The 23,057-nt window shown below is 70.0% G+C and carries 26 protein-coding genes; 18 read left to right on the forward strand and 8 right to left on the reverse strand.

Features of this window, described 5'->3' with window-relative positions:
- The 3 genes from ABZ193_RS29270 to ABZ193_RS29280 form a co-directional block, all read left to right on the forward strand.
- Positions 1-1,018: FAD-dependent oxidoreductase (locus ABZ193_RS29270; protein ID WP_354712243.1), on the forward strand; the 1,018-nt coding region annotated here is incomplete at its 5' end.
- Entirely contained in the window at positions 1,015-2,223 is a 1,209-nt protein-coding gene (locus ABZ193_RS29275; RefSeq protein WP_354712244.1) for an MFS transporter, read from the forward strand. The genes ABZ193_RS29270 and ABZ193_RS29275, both read left to right, overlap by 4 nt.
- A 41-nt stretch (positions 2,224-2,264) precedes the next feature.
- Entirely contained in the window at positions 2,265-3,302 is a 1,038-nt protein-coding gene (locus tag ABZ193_RS29280) for an NAD(P)-binding domain-containing protein (protein WP_354712245.1), read from the forward strand.
- Here ABZ193_RS29280 and ABZ193_RS29285 read toward each other — a convergent pair.
- The gene (locus tag ABZ193_RS29285; RefSeq protein ID WP_354712246.1) at positions 3,292-3,804 is read right to left on the reverse strand and encodes a DinB family protein; all 513 of its coding nucleotides are present in this window, start codon (positions 3,802-3,804) and stop codon (positions 3,292-3,294) included. The two genes, ABZ193_RS29280 and ABZ193_RS29285, sit on opposite strands and share 11 nt — an antisense overlap.
- A 49-nt stretch (positions 3,805-3,853) precedes the next feature.
- Positions 3,854-4,642, reverse strand: a complete 789-nt coding sequence (gene arsM, locus ABZ193_RS29290) for an arsenite methyltransferase (RefSeq protein ID WP_354712247.1) — start codon at positions 4,640-4,642, stop codon at positions 3,854-3,856.
- 128 nt (positions 4,643-4,770) lie between these two features.
- On the opposite strand from arsM, the gene ABZ193_RS29295 reads away from it, so the two are divergent.
- Entirely contained in the window at positions 4,771-5,073 is a 303-nt protein-coding gene (locus ABZ193_RS29295) for a metalloregulator ArsR/SmtB family transcription factor (RefSeq protein ID WP_094003147.1), read from the forward strand.
- Between the two features lie 7 nt (positions 5,074-5,080).
- Here the strand turns inward: ABZ193_RS29295 and ABZ193_RS29300 are convergent, their stop codons facing one another.
- The 3 genes from ABZ193_RS29300 to ABZ193_RS29310 all read right to left on the reverse strand — a co-directional run bounded on the left by ABZ193_RS29300 (position 5,081) and on the right by ABZ193_RS29310 (position 6,418).
- Positions 5,081-5,485 (reverse strand): arsenate reductase ArsC, encoded by a 405-nt coding sequence (locus ABZ193_RS29300; protein ID WP_354712248.1) that lies wholly within the window; start codon positions 5,483-5,485, stop codon positions 5,081-5,083.
- 79 nt (positions 5,486-5,564) lie between these two features.
- Positions 5,565-5,765 (reverse strand): hypothetical protein, encoded by a 201-nt coding sequence (locus tag ABZ193_RS29305; protein ID WP_354712249.1) that lies wholly within the window; start codon positions 5,763-5,765, stop codon positions 5,565-5,567.
- A gap of 8 nt (positions 5,766-5,773) precedes the next feature.
- Entirely contained in the window at positions 5,774-6,418 is a 645-nt protein-coding gene (locus ABZ193_RS29310; RefSeq protein ID WP_354712250.1) for an arsenate reductase ArsC, read from the reverse strand.
- A gap of 125 nt (positions 6,419-6,543) precedes the next feature.
- Between ABZ193_RS29310 and ABZ193_RS29315 the strand changes: the two genes are divergently transcribed.
- The 12 genes from ABZ193_RS29315 (at position 6,544) to ABZ193_RS29370 (ending at position 18,215) form a co-directional block, all read left to right on the forward strand.
- Positions 6,544-6,921: a metalloregulator ArsR/SmtB family transcription factor gene (locus ABZ193_RS29315; protein ID WP_354712251.1), complete on the forward strand. Its 378-nt coding sequence runs from the start codon at positions 6,544-6,546 to the stop codon at positions 6,919-6,921.
- Between the two features lie 163 nt (positions 6,922-7,084).
- Positions 7,085-8,053: a PstS family phosphate ABC transporter substrate-binding protein gene (locus ABZ193_RS29320; protein ID WP_354712252.1), complete on the forward strand. Its 969-nt coding sequence runs from the start codon at positions 7,085-7,087 to the stop codon at positions 8,051-8,053.
- Positions 8,053-9,027 (forward strand): phosphate ABC transporter permease subunit PstC, encoded by a 975-nt coding sequence (gene pstC / locus ABZ193_RS29325; RefSeq protein WP_354712253.1) that lies wholly within the window; start codon positions 8,053-8,055, stop codon positions 9,025-9,027. The genes ABZ193_RS29320 and pstC overlap by 1 nt, the downstream gene beginning before the upstream one ends.
- Positions 9,027-9,920, forward strand: coding sequence for a phosphate ABC transporter permease PstA (gene pstA / locus ABZ193_RS29330; protein ID WP_116113417.1), 894 nt, complete (start codon positions 9,027-9,029; stop codon positions 9,918-9,920). The genes pstC and pstA overlap by 1 nt, the downstream gene beginning before the upstream one ends.
- 29 nt (positions 9,921-9,949) lie before the next feature.
- Positions 9,950-10,837 carry a phosphate ABC transporter ATP-binding protein PstB gene (gene pstB / locus ABZ193_RS29335; RefSeq protein ID WP_354712254.1) on the forward strand — a complete coding sequence of 296 codons (888 nt, stop codon included), beginning with the start codon at positions 9,950-9,952 and terminating at the stop codon, positions 10,835-10,837.
- A gap of 9 nt (positions 10,838-10,846) precedes the next feature.
- Positions 10,847-11,665, forward strand: a complete 819-nt coding sequence (locus ABZ193_RS29340) for a response regulator transcription factor (RefSeq protein ID WP_354712255.1) — start codon at positions 10,847-10,849, stop codon at positions 11,663-11,665.
- 13 nt (positions 11,666-11,678) lie between these two features.
- Entirely contained in the window at positions 11,679-12,098 is a 420-nt protein-coding gene (locus ABZ193_RS29345; protein ID WP_354712256.1) for a metalloregulator ArsR/SmtB family transcription factor, read from the forward strand.
- A 57-nt stretch (positions 12,099-12,155) separates the two neighbouring features.
- On the forward strand, positions 12,156-12,455 hold the full coding sequence (locus tag ABZ193_RS29350; protein ID WP_354712257.1) for a metalloregulator ArsR/SmtB family transcription factor: 300 nt from the start codon (positions 12,156-12,158) through the stop codon (positions 12,453-12,455).
- Complete coding sequence (gene arsB, locus ABZ193_RS29355) at positions 12,452-13,537, forward strand: ACR3 family arsenite efflux transporter (protein WP_354712258.1); 1,086 nt, start codon at positions 12,452-12,454, stop codon at positions 13,535-13,537. The genes ABZ193_RS29350 and arsB overlap by 4 nt, the downstream gene beginning before the upstream one ends.
- On the forward strand, positions 13,534-14,526 hold the full coding sequence (locus ABZ193_RS29360) for an ArsO family NAD(P)H-dependent flavin-containing monooxygenase (RefSeq protein WP_354712259.1): 993 nt from the start codon (positions 13,534-13,536) through the stop codon (positions 14,524-14,526). Before arsB ends, ABZ193_RS29360 begins: the two co-directional genes overlap by 4 nt.
- Before the next feature lie 64 nt (positions 14,527-14,590).
- A complete protein-coding gene (locus tag ABZ193_RS29365) occupies positions 14,591-15,976 on the forward strand; it encodes an FAD-dependent oxidoreductase (protein WP_354712260.1) in 1,386 nt (461 codons plus the stop codon).
- Between the two features lie 223 nt (positions 15,977-16,199).
- Positions 16,200-18,215, forward strand: coding sequence for a PhoX family phosphatase (locus ABZ193_RS29370; RefSeq protein WP_354712261.1), 2,016 nt, complete (start codon positions 16,200-16,202; stop codon positions 18,213-18,215).
- 153 nt (positions 18,216-18,368) lie between these two features.
- Here ABZ193_RS29370 and ABZ193_RS29375 read toward each other — a convergent pair whose 3' ends face one another.
- Entirely contained in the window at positions 18,369-18,539 is a 171-nt protein-coding gene (locus ABZ193_RS29375) for a hypothetical protein (RefSeq protein ID WP_354712262.1), read from the reverse strand.
- Between the two features lie 255 nt (positions 18,540-18,794).
- Here ABZ193_RS29375 and ABZ193_RS29380 point away from each other — a divergent pair, with 255 nt between their 5' ends.
- Positions 18,795-19,457 carry a hypothetical protein gene (locus tag ABZ193_RS29380; protein ID WP_354712263.1) on the forward strand — a complete coding sequence of 221 codons (663 nt, stop codon included), beginning with the start codon at positions 18,795-18,797 and terminating at the stop codon, positions 19,455-19,457.
- A 22-nt stretch (positions 19,458-19,479) separates the two neighbouring features.
- Complete coding sequence (locus ABZ193_RS29385; protein WP_354712264.1) at positions 19,480-20,607, forward strand: XRE family transcriptional regulator; 1,128 nt, start codon at positions 19,480-19,482, stop codon at positions 20,605-20,607.
- A gap of 318 nt (positions 20,608-20,925) precedes the next feature.
- Here ABZ193_RS29385 and ABZ193_RS29390 read toward each other — a convergent pair whose 3' ends face one another.
- Positions 20,926-21,408, reverse strand: coding sequence for a hypothetical protein (locus ABZ193_RS29390; RefSeq protein WP_354712265.1), 483 nt, complete (start codon positions 21,406-21,408; stop codon positions 20,926-20,928).
- Positions 21,409-21,428: 20 nt separating this feature from the next.
- Positions 21,429-22,841: a hypothetical protein gene (locus ABZ193_RS29395; RefSeq protein WP_354712266.1), complete on the reverse strand. Its 1,413-nt coding sequence runs from the start codon at positions 22,839-22,841 to the stop codon at positions 21,429-21,431.
- Positions 22,842-23,057 lie beyond the last annotated feature (216 nt).

A 23,057-nucleotide genomic window follows, 5' to 3' on the forward strand; every position in this document is an offset into this window, starting at 1 on the left:
GGAGGTGGTGGGCGTCGCGCGCCGGGGCCGGGACCGCGTGGTCGACCACGGGCGCGACACCGAGCCGCTGACGGTGCACGTCCGACACGCCGACGGCCGCGAGGAGCTGATCACCGCGCGCGCGGTGATCGACGCCTCGGGCACGTGGACCAACCCGAACCCGCTGGGCGGCGACGGGCTCCCGGCGCTGGGCGAGCGGGCGGCGGCAGACCGGATCACCTACCAGGTGCCCGACCTCGGCGACCCGGTGGTCCGGGAACGGTTCGCCGGCAGGCACGTCGCGGTCGCGGGCAGCGGGCACTCCGCGTTGACGGCGCTGGTCGCGCTCACCGCCGTGGAGGGCACGCGGGTCAGCTGGATCCTGCGCCGCGGCTCGGTGGGCAACACCTTCGGCGGCGGCGAGGCCGACCAGCTGCCCGCCCGCGGCGCGCTCGGCCTCCGCGCCAAGGAGGCCGTGGACGCCGGGCTGGTGCAGGTCGTCTCCGGGTTCCGCACCGAGGCCGTCGAGCGCGACGAGCAGGGCCGCCTGGTGCTGCGCTCGGGCGACGGGCGCACCGTCGAGGCGGTGGACGAGGTCGTGGTGGTGACCGGCTTCCGCCCGGACCTGTCCTGGCTCTCGGAGCTGCGGCTGGAGCTGGACGCCACACTGCAGGCGCCCGTCGCGCTCGCGCCGCTGATCGACCCGAACGTGCACTCCTGCGGCACCGTCTACCCGCACGGCGCGAAGGAACTCGCGCACCCGGAGCCGGACGTCTACCTGGCCGGGATGAAGAGCTACGGCCGCGCCCCGACGTTCCTCGCGATGACCGGCTACGAGCAGGTCCGCTCGATCGCCGCCGCACTCGCCGGCGACCACGAAGCGGCCGGGCGGGTGGAGCTGGTGCTGGCCGAAACCGGGGTGTGCGGCGGGGCGGGGCTGTTCGACGAGCCCGCTGCCGACGCTTCCTCGGGCGGATGCTGTGGCGGTTCGGCCGAACCGGAGCTGATCTCGCTGTCGGCCCCCTCGGCAGACCGGTGACGGTTGATTCCACCGCGCAGCCCGGCTCCCTGTCACGGGCCGGGCTGCGCCGGGTCCTGGTGACCTTGTGCGTCACCGAGATCACCAGCTGGGGCGTGCTCTACTACGCCTTCCCCGTCCTGGCGACCGACATCGCACGGGACACCGGGTGGTCGCCAACCTGGGTCACCGCGGGCTTCTCCGGTGGGCAGCTGGTGGCCGCGCTCGCCGGCATTCCGGTGGGGCGGTGGCTGGACCGGCACGGGCCGCGGTGGCTGATGACCGGTGGCTCGATCCTCGCGGTGCCGGCGGTGGTGGCGATCGCGACCGCGCAGAACCTCGCCTGGTTCGTCGCGGCGTGGCTGCTCGCCGGAGTGGCGATGGGCGCGACGCTGTACCCGCCGGCATTCGCCGCGCTGACCCGCTGGTACGGGCCGCGCCGGGTAGGCGCGCTGACCGTGGTGACCCTGGTAGCGGGGCTCGCGTCGACGGTGTTCGCCCCGCTGACCGCCGCGCTGGCCTCCCACCTGGACTGGCGGCAGACCTACTTCGTCCTCGCCGCCATCCTGGCGATGATCACCATTCCGGGCCACGCGTGGGGGCTGCGGGGGCACTGGCCCGATCCCGGACCGCACGAGCACCCCGCACACGCCGAGCACACCGACCCTGGACGCATCGCACGGAGCCGCGCATTCGTGGCACTGGTGGTGGCGTTGAGCTTGTCGGCGTTCGCCGCGTTCGCGGTGGTGATCAACCTGGTGCCGTTGCTCACCGAGCGCGGGCTCAGTCCCGGTGCCGCCGCGGTCGCGCTCGGTCTCGGCGGGGCCGGGCAGGTGCTGGGCCGTCTCGGCTACACCACCTTCGCCCGCCACACCAGCGTCCGGGCGCGCACCGCGATCATCCTTGCCGCGGTTGCGGCCACGACCGGTGTGCTGGGTCTGCTGACCACCGCGCCCGCGCTCGTGATCGCCGCAGTGGTCGCGGGCATGGCTCGTGGGGTGTTCACCCTTCTGCAGGCTACGGCCATCACCGACCGCTGGGGACCGGTCCACTATGGACGGCTCACCGGGCTGCTGTCCGCGCCGCTGACGATCACCATGTCGCTCGCGCCGTGGGCGGGCGCCGCGATCGCCGGTGGGCTCGGCGGCTACTCACACACCTTCCTCGTCCTGGCCCTGGTCGCCGTCGCGGCCGCAGTGGCCTCCCTGGTCAGTGTCCCCCGGTAGCTGATCTTCCGAACTCGTTGTGTTGAAAGGATTTCTTTGTCATGCCTGATGTCATTGTGATCGGCGGCGGTCAAGCCGGTCTCGCTGCCGTCCACGCCCTCAAAGCCCGCGGATTCAAGCCCGTCCTGCTGGAGGCCGGCGACGAGCCGGTCGGATCATGGCCGCACTACTACGACAGCCTGCACCTGTTCTCCCCGGCCCGCTACAGCTCCCTGCCCGGGATGGCGTTCCCCGGCGACCCGGACCACTACCCGCACCGTGACGAGGTGATCGACTACCTCCGCCGCTACGCCACGGCCCTGCACGCCGACATCCGCACCGGCCACCGGGTCACCGCCGTGACCCGGCCCGACGGCGAGTTTCTGGTGTCAACCGAGGCGGGCGAAGAATTGTCCGCCCCGACGGTCATCGCCGCCACCGGCGCCTTCACCTCCCCCTACCGGCCCGCGTTACCCGGCCTCGACCGGTTCACCGGCACCGTCCTGCACTCCAGCGACTACCGCGAGCCCAGCCCCTTCGCCGGGCAGCGGATCGTGGTGGTGGGCGCGGCCAACTCCGCCGTCCAGATCGCGATCGACCTCGCCCCGCACGCCCGCGTCACCCTCGCCACCCGCCACCCGATCCGCTACGCCCCCCAGAAACCGCTCGGGCGGGACGTGCACTTCTGGCTCACCGTCACCGGATTCGACGCCCTGCCCATCGGCCCCTGGCTGCGCACCAAGCCGGGCATGCCCGTCCAGGACGCAGGCGGCTACCGCGCCGCCATCGACGCCGGTCGGCCCGACCAGCGCCGCATGTTCACCGCCATCGACGGCGACACCGTGACCTGGCCCGACGGCACCCGGGAACGGATCGACACCATCCTCCTGGCGACCGGGTTCCGCCCCGGACTGTCCTACCTGGACAAGCTCGGCGCCCTCGACCCGTCCGGGATGCCCAAGCAGCACCGCGGCCTGTCCACCACCCATCCCGGGCTCGGGTTCGTCGGGCTGGAGTGGCAGCGCAGCTTCTCCTCGGCCACCATCCGCGGCGTCGGCCGCGACGCCGCCTACCTCGCCCGGCGGTTGCTCAAGCGATGAGTGTGAGCTGCCGTTGGCGGAAGGCGAAATGCCGGGCAGGGTACCGGTAGACGTCGGCCAGGGTCATGGAGGGCGCGAAGAACGGGGCCCAGCGGATCGGGTAGTGCATGCCGCGCCCAAGGTCGGCTTCGCTGGCGCGATCGAGGCTGCGGTGCAAGGACACGATGATGCGGTCGAACCACCAGGCCACACACCGCGGCGGGAGCAAGCCGCCGCCGCATGAGCCGAGGTAGTTCACGACGTCGAAGGGCACCGCCCCGGCATCCAGCACCCGGGCGAACCCGCGACTCACCGGATCCGGCAGGCGGCCGAACACACGCACCAGCAGCTGCAGGGCCCGCACGACCTGGTAGCCGAAGAGCATGTGGAACAACAGCTGCCGGTTGGTCCACCGGGTGCCGCGCGACGGCCGGCGCAAGTCGTCGGCCGTCGCCGCCGCCACCAGCGCGTGGAAGGCGGCGCGGTCACGTTCCCACTGCTCGTGCACGGCTCGCCGGTCCATGGCCTGTCCCTTCCGCGCCCAACGTGACACCGCCGGACTGAGGCGGGTCTCAGCCGCAGCACCCGCCCTTGGTGACCGCCGTCGCCAGCTCCCGCCGCGCGCCCGCGTCGCGGGGCTTGGTGGCGCGCACGCTCGCCGAGTGCACGCTGTCGGCGGCCTCGTGCGTCGGTGTGATCTCGATGTCGGCGAATCCGGCACCAGCCAGGCCGGCCCGGTACTCGGCGAAGGTGAGTGCGCCCGCGATGCAGGCGGTGTACTCGCCGCGCTCGGCCCGGTCCGCGGCAGTGAGGTGGTCCTCGGCGACGACGTCGCTGATGCCGAGCCGCCCACCGGGCTTGAGCACGCGGAACATCTCGGCGAACACCGCGGGCTTGTCCACGGACAGGTTGATCACGCAGTTGGAGATGATCACGTCGACCCGGTTCGCCGGGAGCGGGATCGCCTCGATGTGGCCCTTGAGGAAGTCCACGTTGGTCGCGCCGGCCTTCTCCGCGTTGGCCAGCGCGAGCGCGAGCATCTCCTCGGTCATGTCCAGCCCATAGACCTTGCCGCCCGGCCCCACCCGCCGCGCGGAGAGGAGGACGTCGATGCCGCCGCCGGAGCCGAGGTCGAGCACCGTCTCGTCCTCGCGCAGCTCGGCCACGGCAAGCGGGTTGCCGCAGCCGAGACTGGCCGTCACCGCGTCCGCGGGCAGTTCGGCCTGCTCCGTATCGCCGTACCAAGGGGTCCCGCATGAGTCGCCGTCGCGGCAGGACGAGCTTCCTGCACTCACGGAGGCCGCGGCGGCGGCGTAGCGCCGGCGAACCTCGTCTCGCAATGCCTTCCCCGACTCATCCATGAGCCACACCTCGCAGCTGATTCGAAGACTGTCGAGACAGCTTGCGCTTCTGAATCGATGGACGTCAAGATAGAGAGGTGTCGAACCAGTCGCTGTTGCTGAACCACCTCGTGGCCTGTTGCCCGCCAATGAGCCAGACGCCGCTGTCGGCGGAGCAGGCGGAGGCGTTGGCGCGCGGGTTCAAGGCGGTGGCCGACCCGGTCCGGCTGCGGCTGTTGTCGCTGATCGCCTCGCACGCCGAGGGCGAGGCGTGCGTGTGCGATCTGACCGAGGGGTTCGAGCTGACCGGCCCGACGATCTCGCATCACCTGAAGGTGCTGCGGGAAGCGGGGTTGATCACGGGCGAACGGCGGGGCACCTGGATCTACTACCGTGCCGTGCCCGCGGCGATGGCGCAGCTCTCGGCCGCGCTCGCGCCGGCCGAGAGCTGACGGGCTCTTACTTGTCGAGCAGTTCGGTCAGCAGGGCGCGCACGCGACGGTCGATGTCGTCGCGGACCGGGCGGACCTCCTCGACGGGCTTGCCGGCCGGGTCGTCGAGCTGCCAGTCCAGGTAGCGCTTGCCCGGGAAGACCGGGCAGGTGTCGCCGCAGCCCATGGTGATGACCACGTCGGAGGCTTCGACGTCCTCGGTGGTGAGCTTGCTGGGCACCTCGGCGGTGATGTCCAGGCCCCACTCGGCCAGTGCCTGCGCGGCCGCCGGGTTGACCTTCTCGCCCGGTTCCGAACCGGCGGAACGCACGGCGACGCGGCCCAGGGCGTAGTGCTGCAGCAGGGCGGCGGCCATCTGGGACCGTCCGGCGTTGTGCACGCAGACGAACAGGACCTCGGGAATGTCGGTCACCGGATGCTCCTTGAGGATCGGCAGAGGTGCTTGGTTCGATAATGCCCGATCCAGGTGAACATCCGGTGACCGGCTCCGCTCAGGAGGTCACGGCGAAGTACGCGGTCGAGATCACGAGCGTGACGCAGAAGGCCAGGCACACCCATCCGGTCGCGAACGCGGCCTGTTCCCAGAGGCGTGCCCGTGCCCGCCACAGGTCGGCGAGCTTGACGAAGCCGAAGGTGGCCAGCGCGAGCGCCACCATGAGACCGGCCAGAGTGCCGAGGAACGTCTCGGGCATCGGGAGCGTCAGGCGTCGCCGAGCAGTTCCGACAGCAGGTCGCGGATGCGCCGGTCGATTTCGTCCCGGATGGGCCGGACCTGCTCGATCGGCTGGCCGACCGGATCGTCGATCTGCCAGTCGAGGTACTGCTTGCCCGGATACACCGGGCAGGTGTCCCCGCAGCCCATGGTCACCACGACGTCGGCGGCGCGCACGACCTCGTCGGTCAGCGGCTTCGGGTAGGCGCAGGCCAGCGGGACCCCGAGTTCGGCCAGCGCATCGACGATCTGCTGCGGGATGTGGTCTTGCGGCTGCGACCCGGCCGAGCGCACCGCGACCTTGCCGGAGGCGTGGTGGTCGAGCAGGGCCGCGGCCATCTGGGAGCGGCCGATGTTGTGCACGCAGATGAACAGCACCTGCGGCACGGCGACCCGCGCGAGCCCGAGCGCGTGACCGTGGTCGGTGAGGCGCTGCTTGGCGAAGCGCGCCGTCAGGGTCGCCAGGTGGGTCGTCACGCTGGCCTGGGCGCGGAGGAGGGCGTGGGTCTCGTCGACGTAGCGGCGGACCGTCTCCGGGCTGAAGACGCCGTGGAAGGTGTCGGACAGTTCTTCGACGATCCGGTCGAGTTGAACGTGCAGGTCATGCTGGGGTAGGCCGCTGGCGCGCGTCATGGTGGTGCCCCTCCGGGTACGATCCACGCTGGATCGAGTTTTGTCGAAACAAGCACAGCAGGACAGCGAGATCGCTGTCAACCCTTGGATCGACATTGGTCAATCCATGACCTAGCATTTACCGCATGACGAAGCTCGCCAGCCTCGATCTGGTGAACGACCACCGTCGCGGGCGCGGCAGCGAGCGCTGCGTGCCCGATGCCGTCGCCGCGATGTCCGAGGCCGCGGCGGGCGATGTCGCCGCGGTGTTCAAGGCGCTGTCGAGCCCCGCGCGCCTGCACCTGCTGACGCTCCTGGCGGGCGGCAAGCAGGTCTGCGTCTGCGACCTGGCCAAGCGGACGGCGCTGTCACAGTCCACTGTGAGTCACCATCTGGGAACCCTGAGCCGGGCCGGTCTCGTGCGCGGAGAACGCCGGGGCACGTGGGTCTGGTACGAACTGCTGCCGGACCGCCTGGACGAGGCGCGCGCACTCCTGCTGCCCCAGGTCCCGCTCCACGCCTAGCACCGGACCACTGGAACGACATTTTTCGATTAGAGGCCCCACCTTCACTCTTCGTTCACGTTCCGTTTAGAACGAAATTATTCGATGCAGGGGCCTCGCGACCGCGAGGCGGACGGATCCTCCCGGCGCGTGTGCCGGGGACCCTTAGCAGGAGGCACACCAAGTGACCATCCGCCAGTTCAAGCGGGCACGGGCTGCGGCCGTCGTGATGGCAGCCGGGCTCACCCTGGCCGCGTGCGGTGGCAGCGGAGACGACGGCGCGGCCACGGGCGAGGCGGTGTCCGGGCCGGTCGTGATCGACGGATCGAGCACGGTGGAGCCGTTGTCCTCGGCCGCGGCCGAGCTGTTCATGGGCGAGAACCCGGACACCAACGTCACCGTCGGGACCTCCGGCACCGGTGGGGGCTTCAAGAAGTTCTGCGCGGGCGAGACCGACATTTCCGACGCCTCTCGTCCGATCAAGGACTCGGAGAAGGCGGAATGCGCGTCGAAGAACATCGCCTTCAGCGAGCTGTTGGTCGCCAACGACGCCTTGAGCGTGGTGATCAACAAGGACAACACCTGGGCCGAATGCCTGACCGTGGATCAGCTGAAGAAGATCTGGGCGCCGGGCTCGACGGTCAAGAACTGGAACGAGGTGGACCCGTCGTTCCCGAACGAGCCGCTGCAGCTGTTCGGCGCCGGTTCCGACTCGGGCACCTTCGACTACTTCACCGAGGCGATCAACGGCAAGGAGGGTGACAGCCGCACCGATTACAACCCGACCGAGGACGACAACGTCACGGTGCAGGGCGTGTCGGCGACCAAGGGGGCGCTGGGCTACTTCGGCTTCTCCTACCTGGAGGCCAACGCCGACAAGGTCAAGGCCGTCAAGGTCGACGGTGGCAACGGGTGCGTCGCACCGTCGGTGCAGACCGCGCAGGACGGGACCTACAAGCCGCTGTCGCGCCCGCTGTTCATCTACGTCTCCGACGCCGGGCTGAAGAAGCCGCAGGTGCTCAAGTTCGCCGAGTTCTACCTGGAGAAGAACACCGAGATCGTCCAGGCGGCCAAGTTCATCCCGCTGACGCAGGCGCAGGTGACCACAGCGCAGTCCGAGCTGCAGGCACTCAAGACCAAGGCCGGCGCCTGATGGTCGCTGGACCTGTCACGGCGGGCTCCCCGGGTGCGGGGAGCCCGCCTTCGGGCGGCCGTCCGGTCGACCTTCGCCGCAAGCGGAGCCGGATCGGGGAACGGCTCATCCTGGCGGGGCTGGCCGGCTCGGCGCTGGTGTCGGTGGCGGTGACGGTCGGGATCGCGGTCGCGTTGCTGGCGCCGCTGGTCACCTTCTTCAGCCACGTCGGGTTCGGCGAGTTCCTGACCGGGACGAGCTGGACGGCCGGGTTCGGTGACAAGGCCGCGTGGGACGACAAGAACTGGGGCGTGCTGCCGCTGGTGCTGGGCACGGCGAGCACGACGCTGATCGCACTGGTGGTGGCGGTCCCGCTCGGGCTCGGTGCGGCGATCTACCTGTCGGAGTACGCCAACCCACGCACCCGCAAGGTGCTCAAACCGGTGCTGGAAATCCTGGCCGGCGTGCCGACCGTCGTCTACGGCGTGTTCGCACTGACCATCCTGACCCCGGTGCTGCAGGACGTCGTCGGCGCGGCCATCTTCAACAACCTCTCCCCGGGCCTGGTGATGGGCTTCATGATCGTGCCCACCGTCGCGTCGCTGTCGGAGGACGCGATGTCGGCGGTGCCCGGCTCGCTGCGGGAAGGGTCCTACGCGCTGGGCGCCAACCGGATGAAGACCACGCTGCGGGTGGTGTTCCCGGCCGCGCTGTCCGGCATCGTCGCCGCGATCGTGCTCGGCATCTCCCGGGCGGTCGGGGAAACGATGATCGTGGCGATCGCCGCGGGCAACCAGCCGCAGTTCACCCTCAACCCGCTGGTCGGCGCGCAGACGATGACCGGGTTCATCGCGCAGGTCGCCAGCGGGGACGCCCCGCAGGGCAGCCCGGTGTACTACTCGCTGTTCGCGGTGGGCGCGCTGCTGTTCCTCATCACCCTGGTGATCAACATGATCAGCATCGCGCTGGTCCGCAAGTACAGGCAGGCCTACTGATGACGTTGCTGGAGTACGACAGCGCCGCCACGCTCACCGGCCGCCGCCGGTTCGACGTCCGCTCCGCGGTGTTCGCGGGCCTGCTGTGGGCCTGCCTGGCGATCGCGTGCCTGTTCCTGTGCACGGTGCTGGTCGTGATCATCTCCGAGGGCCTGGCCCGGTTCGACGGCAACCTGATCGGCAACCAGCCGTCGAAGCTGCGGCCGGCGACCTCCGGCGTGCAGTCGGCGATCTTCGGCACGCTGTGGGTGATGGCCGGGACCATCGTGCTCGCGCTGCCGCTGGGCGTCGCCGCGGCGATCTACCTGGAGGAGTACGCCGACAACACCAAGTGGTGGAACCGGCTGATCGAACTCAACATCCAGAACCTCGTCGCGGTGCCCACGGTGATCTACGGCATCCTCACCCTGGCCTTCGTGGTGCGCGGGCCGTTGTCGGTCGGCGCGGTCGCGCTGGCCGGTTCGGTGGCGCTGGCCCTGTTGATCCTGCCGGTCATCATCATCACCACCCGGGAGGCGCTGCGCGCCGTGCCCCGCGAGATCCGGGACGCCTCGCTCGCGCTCGGTGCGACGCAGTGGCAGACCACCTGGCGGCAGGTGCTGCCCGCGTCGGTGTCGGGCATCGCCACCGGGTCGATCCTGGCGCTCTCGCGCGCCATCGGCGAGGCCGCACCCTTGATCCTGGTCGGCGCGACGGTCTTCGTCACCGTCAACCCCGACGGCATCTTCGACCGCTACACCGTGCTGCCCGTGCAGATCTTCAACCTGGTGTCGCTGCCCGCCATCGAGTTCCAGCACCTGGCCTGGTCGACCATCCTGCTGCTGATCCTCGTCCTGCTCGCCATGAACGGGCTGGCGATCTGGCTGCGCAACCGGTTCCAGCGACGCTGGTGACCCCCCTCGACCGCAAGGAAGACCCGAGCATGACCCGAACACGAGTGGAGCAGACCGGCGTGAACCCCGACGGACAGGGCAGGAGACTGCTCGATGAGATCTCCCAGCACAAGGCACCGGAGATTCCCGACAGCGAGCCCGACGGTGTGATCACCACCCGCGGTCTCGGCGTGAGCTACGGCGACTTCCTCGCCGTCAGCGAGGTCGACCTCGACTTCGGCAGCAAGGAGATCACCGCGCTGATCGGCCCCTCGGGCTGCGGCAAGTCGACGGTGCTGCGCTGCCTGAACCGGATGAACGACCTCATCCCCGGAGCGAAGGTGCACGGCCGGGTGTCCTACCACGGCGTCGACATGTACGACTCCGCGGTCGACGTGATCGAACTGCGCCGCCGGATCGGCATGGTGTTCCAGAAGCCGAACCCGTTCCCGAAGTCGATCTACGACAACGTGGCCTACGGGCCCCGGGTCACCGGGATGAAGCCGGCGAGCATGGACGAGGTCGTGGAACGGGCCCTGCGCGGGGCGGCCCTGTGGGACGAGGTGAAGGACAAGCTCAAGCAGAACGCCGCCGGCCTGTCCGGCGGTCAGCAGCAGCGGCTGTGCATCGCCCGCGCGATCGCCACCCAGCCCGAGGTGATCCTCATGGACGAGCCCTGCTCGGCGCTGGACCCGATCGCCACCGCCAAGATCGAAGATCTGATGGACGAACTGGCCCAGACCTACACGATCATCATCGTCACGCACAACATGCAGCAGGCCGCGCGCGTGTCCCAGCGCACCGCGTTCTTCACCGCCGAGGTCGACAACCGGGGCAACCGGATCGGGCAGCTGGTCGAGTTCAACACCACCGAGCGGATCTTCTCCAACCCCGACGACCCCCGCACCGAGGCCTACATCACCGGCCGCTTCGGCTGAGGACGGCACATGTCGGGTTTGCTGACCCAAGGCTGGGAATCGGACAACTCCCAGTTCCATGCCCGCCGGCGGGCCTGCCTGTCGGCCGGCGGCAGGCGCGCCGGCCGCCTCGCCGTGCTCCTGGTCGAACGCGACACCGACCTGGTCCGCGAGCTGCTGGACGCCATGGCCGGGCAACCGGTCGAGGTCAGAGCCTGCGCGGACCCGGCCGAGGCGCTTCTGCAGGTCGGGCGGACCTGCCCGGACGTGGTGGTCGTGGGGCCAGGCGGCGGCCGGCTGGACGCCGCCGAGTTCCTCACCATCCTGCGCACCCACGACCCCGACCTGCCCCTCGTCGCCGCGGCCGGGCCCGGCTCGGCCGACTTCGCCGTCCGCGCCACCGAACTCGGCGCCGCCGCGGTCGTGCCCCGGCCCTACCGGCCGCGTGAGCTGCTGCGGCTGCTGCGCTCGTTCGCGCCCCGGCCCGACCAGGTCGACCTGCGCCCGCTGCCCATCGACCTGGGCCGCCTGCGGGTGGACGGGGCGGTCCCACAGTTCTGGCTGGACGGCCGGACCGTCCCACTGCCGCCGATGGAGTTCCTGCTCCTGCGCTACTTCGCCGAACGCGCCGGAGCCGTGCTCACCCGCAAAGAGCTGCTCCAGGCGGTGTGGGGCGATCGCGGCGCCGCCACCCACAGCAACACCCTGTCCGTGCACGTCCTGCGGCTGCGCAAACGCCTCGGCGACGACGAGGCCGACCCGCGGTGGATCAAGGCCGTGCGCGGGCTGGGCTACCAGTTCACGGTGCCCGAGCCCGAGACGCGTTCACCGGACGTTCATCCCCGTTGATGATGATGACATCATGGCGGTGGGTGAGGTGCGCACGGAGCACAGGAACGGGGTGGTACCGCTGGCCGGCCTGCCGCTGCCTTCGTCGAAGGCACAGTCCTTCCGCGGCGACGACGCGGCCGCGGCGGCTGCGTTGTTCAAGGCCCTCGGCGACCCGGTCCGGGTCCAGCTGCTCTCCCTCGTCCGCCAGGCGCCCACCGGCGAGGCGTGCTTCTGCGACCTCGCCGACGAGTTCGACATGCCGCAGTCCTCGCTGTCACACCACCTCAAGATCCTCGTCAAGGCCGGCATCCTCAGCCGGGAACGCCGGGGCACCTGGAGCTGGTACCGCATCGTCCACGAGCCCCTGGAACTGATGGACCACCTTCTGCGTCCCGGGGGCCCGTTGCGCGACGAGCCCGGCGAGGACGACGACCCCACCCGCTGCGACTGACGGCTTGCCCACCACGCGTGCACGAACCAGTCGGCACTGATGTATCATTCTCGACTGATGTCACTCGATACTGATGCGCTGCGGGTGCTGGCCGACCCGTTGCGGGCCCGGATCCTTGAGCTCCTGGCCGACGAAGCGCTGTGCACCTGCCACCTCGTCGACGCCACCGGCGCCCGGCAGACCAACATCTCCAACCACCTGCGCCAGCTGCGTGAGGCGGGCCTGGTCGCGGCCGAACCCGCGGGCCGGTTCACCTACTACCGGCTGCTGCCCGACGCGGTGCAACGCGCCGCCGACTCCCTCACCGCGCTCGCCGAACGCGCCCGAAACCAGTCCGACGCCAGGAGGCCGTGTTGAGCCAGACGACCGAGACGACGCCCGCCGCCGACGAGGCCGTCCTGCACCGGCTGTCCTTCCTGGACCGGTTCCTGCCGGTCTGGATCGGCGCCGCGATGGTCGCCGGGGTGCTGCTGGGCAAGTTCGTTCCCGGCCTGCAGCGCGTGCTCGACGCGGTCAAGGTCGGCGACGTGTCGCTGCCCATCGCGCTGGGCCTGCTGCTGATGATGTACCCGGTGCTGGCGAAGGTCCGCTACGACCGGCTGGACACCGTCACCCGCGACAAGCGCACCATGGTCGCCTCGCTGGTGCTGAACTGGCTGATCGGGCCCGCGCTGATGTTCGCCCTGGCCTGGCTGCTGCTGCCCGACCTGCCCGAGTACCGCACCGGGCTGATCATCGTCGGCCTCGCCCGCTGCATCGCCATGGTCATCATCTGGAACGACCTCGCCTGCGGCGACCGTGAAGCCGCCGCCGTGCTCGTCGCCCTCAACTCGGTGTTCCAGGTGATCATGTTCGGCGTGCTCGGCTGGTTCTACCTGGAGGTCCTGCCCGGCTGGCTCGGCCTGGACACCGCCGCGCTCGACATCAACGCCTGGACTATCGCCAAGAGCGTGCTGATCTTCCTCGGCATTCCGCTGCTGGCCGGCTACCTGTCCCGGCGGCTCGGTGAGAAGGCCAAGGGCCGCACCTGGTACGAGACGAAGTACCTGCCCAAGGTCGGCCCGATCGCGCTCTACGGCCTGCTGTTCACCATCGTCGTGCTCTTCGCCCTGCAGGGCGACACGATCACCTCGCGCCCGCTGGACGTCGCCCGGATCGCCCTGCCGCTGCTGGTCTACTTCGCGGTCATGTGGGCCGGGTCCTACGCCCTGGGCAAGGCCATCGGCCTGAACTACGCCCGCACCACCACCCTGGCCTTCACCGCCGCGGGCAACAACTTCGAACTCGCCATCGCGGTGGCGATCGGCGTGTTCGGCGTGACCTCCGGGCAGGCGCTGGCCGGGGTCGTCGGCCCGCTCATCGAGGTCCCGGTGCTGGTCGCACTGGTCTACGTTAGCCTCTGGCTCCGCAAGCGCTGGGCCGCGCGCACCGCGGCGTGAACCACACCCAGGTCGTCGTGATCGGCGGCGGTCAGGCCGGCTCGGCGGCGGGCTACTACCTGCGCCGGGCCGGCCTGGACTTCGTCATCCTCGACGGCCAGCCAGGCCCGGGCGGGGCCTGGCGCCACGGCTGGGAATCGCTGCGGCTGTTCTCCCCGGCCCAGCACAGCTCCCTGCCCGGGCGGCCGATGCCACCGTTTCCCGGCGAGGGCTATCCGACGGCCGAGCACGTCGTGACCTACCTGCGTGCCTACCAGCAGCGCTACGACCTGCCCGTTCACCGCCCTGTCCGGGTGCAGGGCGTGCACCCCCACCCAGGCGGTCTGCGGGTCGACACCGACGCCGGCACGTGGATCGCCGGAGCGGTCATCAGCGCGACCGGCACCTGGGAACGCCCCTTCGTCCCGGCCGTGCCCGGCCGTGAGGTGTTCGCCGGCAAGCAATTGCACACCGCCGAGCACACCTCGCCGGAGACCTTCCGCGGCCAACGGGTCGTCGTGGTCGGCGGCGGCAACTCCGGGGCGCAGATCGCCGCCGACCTCACCGGCGTGGCCGAGGTCATCTGGGTGACCCGGCGGCCCCCGCGTTACCTCCCCGATGACATCGACGGACGCGCCCTGTTCGATCTCGCCACCCGGCGCAAGCAGGCGCTCGACACCGGGCGCGCCGACACCGGCGGCGTCGGCGGGCTCGGTGACATCGTCGCCGTGCCCCCGGTCCGCGCCGCGCGCGACGCCGGCGCGCTCTCCGCGTTCCCGATGTTCACCCGCCTCGGCGAGACCGGTCCGGTCTGGCAGGGCGGCACCCGCCGCACCGCTGATGTCGTGATCCGGTGCACCGGATTCCGGCCCGCACTCGCCCACCTCGCACCACTGCGGCTGCGCACCCAGCACGGCCACATCCCCACCGAGGGGACTCGCGCCGTCGCCGAGCCCCGGTTGCACCTGCTCGGTACGGCGACTGGACCGGCCCCGCCTCCGCCACCCTGATCGGCGTCGGTCCCACCGCCCGCGCCGCCGTCTCCGAGATCACCGACCTCCTGGAGGAACACCTGTGACCCGCCTGCTCGTGATCGGCGGCAGCGACGCCGGAATCAGCGCCGGCCTGCGCGCCCACGAACTCGACCCGGCGATCCGGCCACTGCTCGTGGTGGCCGACGCCTACCCGAACTTCTCCATCTGCGGCATCCCCTACCACGTCTCCGGGGAGGTTGGCGACTGGCGAACTCTGGCCCACCGCACCCGCGACGACCTCGGCAACGCCGGCCTCGACCTCATGCTCAACACCCGGGCGCTGGCGATCGACCCGGGCGAGCGGATCGTCACGGTCCGCACGGAGCGCGGGAACACTGAGCGCCTCGACTACGACCAGCTGGTCATCGGCACCGGCGCCGTCCCCGTGCGCCCGCCGATCGGCGGGCTCGCCGACCTCGGCCCGACCGAGGGCGTGCACCTCCTGCACACCATGGACGACACGTTCGCCCTCACCTCCACACTGGACGGCGGGGCGACCTCGGCGGTCATCGTCGGCGCCGGTTACATCGGCCTGGAAATGGCGGAGGCCCTGCGCACCCGCGGCCTCGACGTCACCCTGGTCGAGCAGCTGCCCCAGGTCCTGTCCACAGTAGACACGACTCTGGGCGATCTGGTCGCCGCGGAACTGGACACCCACGGCGTCACCGTGCACACCGGCACCACGGTCCAGCGCGTCGAACGCCACGGCACGGGCCTGCGGGTGCGCGGCAGCAACGGCTTCGACCGCAACACCGACCTGGTCCTGGTCGTGGTCGGGGTCCGGCCCGACACCGCCCTGGCCGAGACCGCGGGCGTCGCCCTCGGTGCCCGCGGGGCCATCGCGGTGGACCGCGGCATGCGGACCAGCGTGGACGGTATCTTCGCCGCCGGCGACTGCGTGCACACCTACCACCGCGTCCTCGACAGCGACACCTACCTGCCGCTCGGCACGACCGCGCACAAGCATGGCCGCGTCGCCGGGGAGAACGCGCTCGGCGGCCACCGCACCTTCGCCGGGTCGCTGGGCACGCAGGTGCTCAAGGTCTTCGACCTCGCCATCGCCCGGACCGGGCTGCGCGAGCACGAGGCAGCGGCCGCCGGCTTCCAGCCCGCCACCGTCGACCTCTCCGCCGACGACCACAAAGCGTATTACCCGGGCGCCCGGCCCATCCGGTTGCGCATCACCGGTGATGGCCGCACCGGCAAACTCCTCGGCGCCCAGATGATCGGCCACCTCGACTCGGCCGTGCACAAGCGCATCGACACCTTCGCCACGGCGCTCTACCACGGCATGACCGTCGCGGAAGTCGAAGACCTCGACCTGTCCTACACACCACCGCTGGGCAGTCCCTTCGACGCGATCCAGGTCGCCACCCAGGCGTGGGCCCGGCAGCAGCGTCCCGCCACCGCTCCGGCGCGGACGTAGCCGCACGCGACGGCGCGGCAGCGTTCGCCTGGAGTTCATCTCCTGGTCGCCGGGATTGCCCGATCACCGCCTAACGTCCTGGATCGAGATCCACCGATCTAGTGAGGGTGGATCTCGTTCCCGAATGGACTGCTTTGGAGGTTCCGTGGCGCCCCGATCCGAACCCGGGCATAGAACAGTGCCGTTGCCCCTGCTGGCCTCCCATGAGGGTGGCCGGGCGGCCATGACGTGCCGCTACCGCTGTGGCGACGCCTGCTTCCACCCGGCGCCGAACACCTCGGACAACCCCTACCTCGGCGACGTCATCACCGGCGCGCTGTCGCGCCGCTCGATGCTGCGCGCCGGCGCGGTGGTGACCCTGGCCGCCGGGGCCGTCGCCGGCGGGACGGCCGCGCTGACCGGCACCGCATCCGCCGCCGCGACCACGGCGGGCAAGCCCGGGCCGGGCGCCGTGCCGCCGGGATTGCGCTTCGAGCCGGTGGCGCCCAATACCGCCGACGCGGTTGCCATCCCGCCGGAATACGAGCAGGAGGTGGTCATCCGCTGGGGCGACCCGGTGCTGGCCGGCGCCCCGCAGTTCTCCCCGGCCGGGCAGAGCGCTGCCGCACAGGCCCGCCAGTTCGGCTACAACTGCGACTACCTGGCGCTGCTGGACCTGCCCGGAGAGCGCGACCGCAAGATCCTGGTCGCCAACCACGAGTACACCGACGAGGTCCTGATGTTCGCCGGGTACAACGCGGCGAACCCCACGCGCGAGCAGGTCGAGATCGCCTGGGCCGCGCACGGCATGTCCGTGGTCGCGCTGGAGGAGAACCGCCGGAACGGCCGCCTGTCCCCGGTGCGGGGGCACCGGCTCAACCGGCGCGTCACGGCGACCACGCCGATCGAGTTCACCGGCCCGGCCGCGGGCAGCGCGCTGCTGAAGACCTCGGCGGACCCGGCCGGCCGGACGGTCCTGGGTACGCTGAACAACTGCGGCGGCGGGATGACGCCGTGGGGCACCGTGCTCTCCGGCGAGGAGAACTTCAACCAGTACTTCGGCAACGCCGACCTGGTCACCGACCCCACCACCAAGGCCCGCCTCGCGCGCTACGGCCTGCGCGGCCTGGCCAGCGAACGCAAATGGGAACGCTTCGACAAGCGGTTCGACGTGTCCCAGGAACCCAACGAGGTCAACCGGCACGGCTGGATCGTCGAGATCGACCCCTTCGACCCGGCCGCCAAGCCGCGCAAGCTCACCGCGCTGGGCCGGTTCAAGCACGAGGCAGCCGAACCGCGCCTGACCCGCGACGGTCGCGTCGTGCTCTACATGGGCGACGACGAACGGTTCGACTACTTCTACAAGTACGTCTCCAAGAACCGGTTCAAGAAGGGCAACAGCCAGAGCGCCCGGCGGCACAACCGCACGCTGCTGGACGAGGGCACCCTCTACGTCGCCAAGTTCACCGGCGACAGCCCCGCCGGCGAGATCGACGGATCCGGGAAACTGCCCTCCGACGGCGAGTTCGACGGCACCGGACAGTGGATCCCGCTCGCCAGCGGCACCCGGTCCTTCGTCGACGGCATGACCGCCGAGGAGGTCTACGTCTACACCCGGCTCGCCGCCGACAAGGCCGGGGCGACCAAGATGGACCGGCCCGAGGACGTCGAACCCCATCCCCGCACCGGGACCGTCTACGTCGCCCTGACCAACAACTCCGACCGCGGCGCCGCAGGCAAGACCGGCCCCGACGAGGCCAACCCCCGCACCGGCAACCGGCACGGCCAGGTCATGGAAGTCATCGAGTCCGGCAACGACGCCGCCGCAACCAGCTTCCGCTGGCGACTGTTCCTGGTCTGCGGCGACCCGGCCGACCCGGGCACCTACTTCGCCGGGTTCCCCAAGGACCAGATCAGCCCGATCTCCTGCCCCGACAACGTCGCCTTCGACCCGCACGGCAACCTCTGGATCGCCACCGACGGCAACGCCCTGAAATCCAACGACGGCCTCTTCGGCGTCGCCATCGACGGACCCAACCGCGGACAGGTCAAGCAATTCCTCACCGTCCCGATCGGCGCGGAGACCTGCGGCCCGATCATCGAGGAACGGCGTGTCCTCGTCGCCGTGCAGCACCCGGGCGAACTCGACGGCGCCAGCGTCGAACAACCGCGCTCAACCTGGCCCGACGGCCCCGGCCACCTGGTCCGCCCATCGGTCATCAGCGTGCACCGCACCGGCGGCGGCCGCATCGGCGCCTGACACGGCAGAACCTCCGGCCCTTGATCGGCCGGTGGACAGGGTTGGACTCAGTCTGGGAACCCCAGCCCGCTCGGGGCGGCTCCACACCCGAGAGCCGCCCCGAGTCCCTTGGGGCGGGCACGAACGTAGGCCGGGAACCGGTCGAGGCCGCGGTCATTGCCAGGACCTGGCGTCCAGCTCCTCTGCGGTGCGACGTTGGGTCAACGTGATCAGGTGGGCCTCGCTCGTCGCCGTAGTGCTGATGTCCCGGTGAACCTCGCGAACCACGGTCGCGATCCTGGGGCGGCCGCCCTGTGGGAATCGGGCCATCAGCGTGATGATCACGACATCCATCGTCGATCACGGCCGCCGCCAGTGCTCTGCAGGCGCCCCGGTGATGACGGCGAGCGGTGGTTTCCAACGGTCGCGGGCCTCCCCGATGTCCCTGCTGTCGTGGCCCGGCACAGCTCACACCCGGTTTGCGGTGTCCGGCGCGGGGCCTTGCACTGGCGCCCCACTCAGGGCGACTCGCCGGGGTCGGCAATAAATGCGACCTCATTTGAGGTCTGGTCTATAGTCGCCTTGAGAGAAGGAGGCAGCTTGACTCATGCGCACGCCCTGCCTGACCCCGGCGACCTCGATGGATGGCTGACTTGGGCAGCACAGCAGCTGGAGCCCCTCGATCTCACCGTGGACCTGTTGCATCGGGTCGCGGAGAACGGGCAGCGTAAGAGGGACGGGACCAGCCCGCTGGCGCCGGCCCAGACGCCTGGGCAGGACCAGTGGAGCGAGGCTGTGATCAGCTTCCGAGAGCAGACCGGCTGGGACAAGGATGAGACCGGCGGCCTTTCCAAGACATGGCATCCCTCGCGCGGCTTCTACGTGGTGGTGCGGGCCGGCGACGACAGCACCGGACTGTTTGGCACCTGTCCTACGCCCAAGACGGGCCTGCGTACGGTGCTGCGCGATCTCATCGACGAGGTGCCTCGCACGGTCCCGCTGTTCGAGGTCACAGGGGCAGGGCGGCACATTCCGTCGCCAACTGAGCCGCCCGTGCTGTGGTTGTTCATGTTCTCGTTCCGTGACGGCGTCGTCTACTCGGAACTGTCCAGGCCCGCGGAGCGGGTGGAGGACAAGATCACGAAGTATCACCAGCGGATCCCGCTGCCCCCGCTGCCGTACACGTACGCCGATACTAGTGTGATCGTCACCCCCGACGATGATCTGGACGCAGGGCCGGACATCGACGTCCAACCGATCTAGTGCAGAGGAGCGGAGTTCTCACGTGTCCGTCTCACCGTCACGTCTCATCCTGGCGCGCAAGTTGCGCGGATTGACGCTGGCAGAGCTTGGGCGTATGACGGACTTGAGCCCGCAGACGATCAACCGCTGGGAGAAGGGTCACCAGGACCCGACACCGGAGAGTCTCGACCGCCTGGCCGAGGTTCTCCGCCTTCCCGTCGAGTTCTTCATGCAAGCGGAGGTCAGCCCGATTCCGGTTGAAGCTGTGAGTTTCCGTGCACTCACCAAGACCCCGGCGGTCCGGCGCGACGCCGTGCTCGCGGCAGGGGAGATCGCCAGGGAGATCGCCAGCTGGATCGCCGAGCGATACCGGCTTCCTGCGGTCGATGTTCCTTCACTCAACCTGCCGCAGGATGCGACTCTGCACGACATCGAGACGATCGCACTCCGTGTCCGAAGCCAATGGAACCTTGATCAGCGCCCGATACCGAACATGGTCCATCTGCTCGAAGCACACGGCGTCCGAGTGTTCTCACTGGTGCAGGAAGTCCGCGACGTCGATGCGTTCTCTCTGTACATCGAGAACGAGCCGTTCATCTTCATCGACACCGGCAAGACCGCAGAACGACAGCGCTTCGACGCGGCACATGAACTCGGACACCTGGTCATGCATCAAGGCCGAGAACGAGCACAAGGCCGCGAAGCCGAGCGTCAAGCCGACCGATTCGCCGCCGCGTTCCTGATGCCCAGAGCGGACGTCCTCGCGCACAACCTGCGCAACGCCAGCCCCGATCAGCTCATCCGGGCGAGTCGCAGGTGGCGTGTATCGGCCATGGCGCTCACCCACCGCCTCAGCGAACTCGGCTTGCTGACCGAGTGGGGCTATCGGAGCGCATGCGTTGAACTGGCCAAGCGCGGATACCGCCGGAGCGAACCTGGCAGCGACCTCGTGCCCGAGTCGTCACAGATCTTGGAGAAGGTGCTTGCGCACCTTCGTGCGAGCGGCTCAGGAGTGACCGCGATCGTCGAGAGCCTCAAGCTGACCTACGACGAGTTCAATCGGCACGTCTTTGGGTTGGCTAGAACAGTGAGCCCGGGAAGCGGTGGAAGGCCGGCCGATGCCGGTCCTTCGCGTAAAGACCATCTCCGCCTGGTGTCTGTCAACCCCTGACTTTGCAGGTCGAGCGCTGGCGACCGCGGCTACGAAGGTTTTGGCGTGGTCAGGAGTGGCTCAGCAGGTTCCAAGACGCGTGTCCGGCCGGCTTGTTGCGCCTCGATCGCGGTTACATGGGACCGCACGGTGTGTGCCAGTCCGCGCGCCGCCCTACGCCTTCGTGATGGTCTCGGTCAGCCTGGAGCAGCCGGTGTCCTGCAGCGAGCTGGTACTGAATCAAGCCTCAAGGGCAGACCGGTGACCAGGAGTCGAGAAGTGTCAGACCCCCAGGGCGCTCGATGACCCGCGTGGCGGGCGAACTGCCTGCCGGGCCGATCATTCTCGGCGGGCGCCTTCTGGCCAGATCACGGTGACGGGCAGGCCGCGATCGCGTGCGGCGGCCACGACGTCGGCTGTTCCGCCGTGGCCGCCGGAGGGGCCGCCGTCCCAGACGGCGATCACGGTGTCGACGTTGTCGAGCAGGTGCTCGCTGGCCGCCATGTATGCCTCGCGGTTCGACCTGTCGAAGGGCATGGTGTGCACGGTCTTGGCTTGACCGAGTAGTTCGTCGAACTCCGCGGCGTTGTCCGGCTTGACTTTGCGCTCCCGGTAGTCGGACGCGGGCAGGACCACCTCGACGGCACCACCGAGTTCTAGCACCACGCGCGCGAAGACCTGGTCGGCGCCGCGGCCGAGACAGGTGACACCGATCAGCCCGTCACGGTCGTGGCCGGCAAGCGCGGCGCGGATGCCTTCTGCGACCGCGGGAACGGACTCGGCGGTCAGGTTCGAATGCCCGGTGATCCCGATTCGCGGCAACGGAGTTGGCCTTCCTGTGGTCAGTCTGCAGGGGTGAGCGCGTTGATGGCCTCGATGGCATCACGCACCGCGGGCACCTTAGCGAAAGGGGTGGCTTCGCGGCGGAAGTCCTGCAGCTTCACGCCGACCCGTCCGGTGGCCCAGGGACCGGCTAACGGCACTGCCTGCACGATCAGGTCAGCGGCGCGATCGGGATCGCGGCTGATGAGGTGGGCGCGGGCGAGGCCGATCAGGTCGAATGCGCGATTGCGGAGCCGGCTGGGGTGGCGCAGCTCCAGCGCGCGCTGGATGTAGGTCTGGGCGGTTCGAGCACGCTTGGGGTCGTAGCATGCGAGATCGCGGTAGCGGGCGCCGATCACGCCGGCGAGCTCGGCCTGGTCGAGGCTGCGGGCGGTGGGCGTGCGTGCGTCCTCGTCGCGGACACCTTCGCTGTGGAAGTCCTCGGCGAGGCCGACGGCCCGGTCGAAGGCCCTGTCGTCACCCTGCTGGGCATAAGCCCATGCCTCCCGCGTGGCGAGTACGGCTCGGAGGCGCGGAGTGGCCGTGCGGCGGGTGCCGTACTGCGCGAGCTGCACGATTTCGAGTCCATCGCGCGGACGCTTCAGGTCGAAGCACTGTCGCGCGAGCGAGGCCAGCGCGACGGCTGCGAGTGCGTCGTCGCCGCCGGCGTGAGCCAGCTGGGCGGCGAGCACGAAGTACTGCTGGGCGCCGCCATGTTCGCTTGCGTCCCACGCCATCGTGGCGGCGATGTCAGCGAGCTCCGCTCCGATCCGGAACGCTTGCCCTGTCTCGCGAGTGCCTTGAGGCGCGGCTTCGAGCCGATGAACATGGCTGTTGAGCTGCGCGACCACTGCTGAACGCGCGAGGACACCCGGAGCCGAGCGCCAGGATCGGAGCGACGCGACGAGACGTTCTGCTGCCTCCAACTCGGGTGGGGTGAACGCGGCCCGACGCCCCGCGCCGGCGGCCGTCGCCGGCCAGAGGAACGGCTGCAACTCGGCGGCGAGGGCAAGGCCGGTGAGCAGCGCGGTTCGGCGTGTCGACGGCGTCAGATCATCCCTGGTGATGGCTGCGGCCTGGGCGAGTACGCCGTCGGCGTCCCAGCGGGGAGCGCTGGGCTGTGACGGTGACGTGTCGGGGCCGGGCGGCTCGATAGTCCTTCGACGGGGAGGGCGAAAGCCGAGTGCGGCGTCGTCTGCGACGCCGAGCACATGGCGGAGGCCGGATCGGTAGGCGGGGTTCGGCCAGCGGGCGACACCCCGCTCCAGCTTCGCGAGGTAGTGCGCGTCGAGGTCGTGCCGCTGTCCAGTGGTCTCCCACAACCACCGGTTGACCTGTTCAGCGACCTCGGCACGGGTGGCGTGCTCGCCGGGCGCGGTCGACGAGGGCAGCCTTTCGCGCGCGGCGCGTAGCAGGCGATTGGGCTCGGTCACCGTGTCCCCTCCAGGTCATGCGCAGTGTAACGAGGCGACAGCGTCACGTCACGGCGTCCATGTGGGGATCTGCCCCGACATTCCCCTGCATTCCCCGAGCTGCCCGGTTGTCTGGCGTCCCGGATCGCCGGAGATGGTCTCAAGCTATGGATCGAGGTCGGCTGGCTGGCGACGAAGCCGGCGTCGAGGACCAGAACCGGGGAGCAAAATGGACAG

It is taken from the genome of Amycolatopsis sp. NPDC006125 (genome assembly GCF_040614195.1).
Taxonomy (GTDB): Bacteria; Actinomycetota; Actinomycetes; order Mycobacteriales; family Pseudonocardiaceae; genus Amycolatopsis_E; species Amycolatopsis_E tucumanensis.

Excerpts from the sequence above, each read along its gene's own strand:
- ABZ193_RS29280 (WP_354712245.1), top strand. The coding sequence starts at position 2,265 with ATGCCTGATGTCATTGTGATCGGCGGCGGTCAAGCCGGTCTCGCTGCC.
- ABZ193_RS29285 (WP_354712246.1), bottom strand. The coding sequence starts at position 3,804 with ATGGACCGGCGAGCCGTGCACGAGCAGTGGGAACGTGACCGCGCCGCC.
- arsM (WP_354712247.1), bottom strand. The coding sequence starts at position 4,642 with ATGGATGAGTCGGGGAAGGCATTGCGAGACGAGGTTCGCCGGCGCTAC.
- ABZ193_RS29295 (WP_094003147.1), top strand. The coding sequence starts at position 4,771 with ATGAGCCAGACGCCGCTGTCGGCGGAGCAGGCGGAGGCGTTGGCGCGC.
- ABZ193_RS29305 (WP_354712249.1), bottom strand. The coding sequence starts at position 5,765 with ATGCCCGAGACGTTCCTCGGCACTCTGGCCGGTCTCATGGTGGCGCTC.
- ABZ193_RS29310 (WP_354712250.1), bottom strand. The coding sequence starts at position 6,418 with ATGACGCGCGCCAGCGGCCTACCCCAGCATGACCTGCACGTTCAACTC.
- ABZ193_RS29315 (WP_354712251.1), top strand. The coding sequence starts at position 6,544 with ATGACGAAGCTCGCCAGCCTCGATCTGGTGAACGACCACCGTCGCGGG.
- pstC (WP_354712253.1), top strand. The coding sequence starts at position 8,053 with ATGGTCGCTGGACCTGTCACGGCGGGCTCCCCGGGTGCGGGGAGCCCG.
- pstA (WP_116113417.1), top strand. The coding sequence starts at position 9,027 with ATGACGTTGCTGGAGTACGACAGCGCCGCCACGCTCACCGGCCGCCGC.
- pstB (WP_354712254.1), top strand. The coding sequence starts at position 9,950 with ATGACCCGAACACGAGTGGAGCAGACCGGCGTGAACCCCGACGGACAG.
- ABZ193_RS29340 (WP_354712255.1), top strand. The coding sequence starts at position 10,847 with ATGTCGGGTTTGCTGACCCAAGGCTGGGAATCGGACAACTCCCAGTTC.
- ABZ193_RS29345 (WP_354712256.1), top strand. The coding sequence starts at position 11,679 with ATGGCGGTGGGTGAGGTGCGCACGGAGCACAGGAACGGGGTGGTACCG.
- ABZ193_RS29350 (WP_354712257.1), top strand. The coding sequence starts at position 12,156 with ATGTCACTCGATACTGATGCGCTGCGGGTGCTGGCCGACCCGTTGCGG.
- ABZ193_RS29370 (WP_354712261.1), top strand. The coding sequence starts at position 16,200 with ATGACGTGCCGCTACCGCTGTGGCGACGCCTGCTTCCACCCGGCGCCG.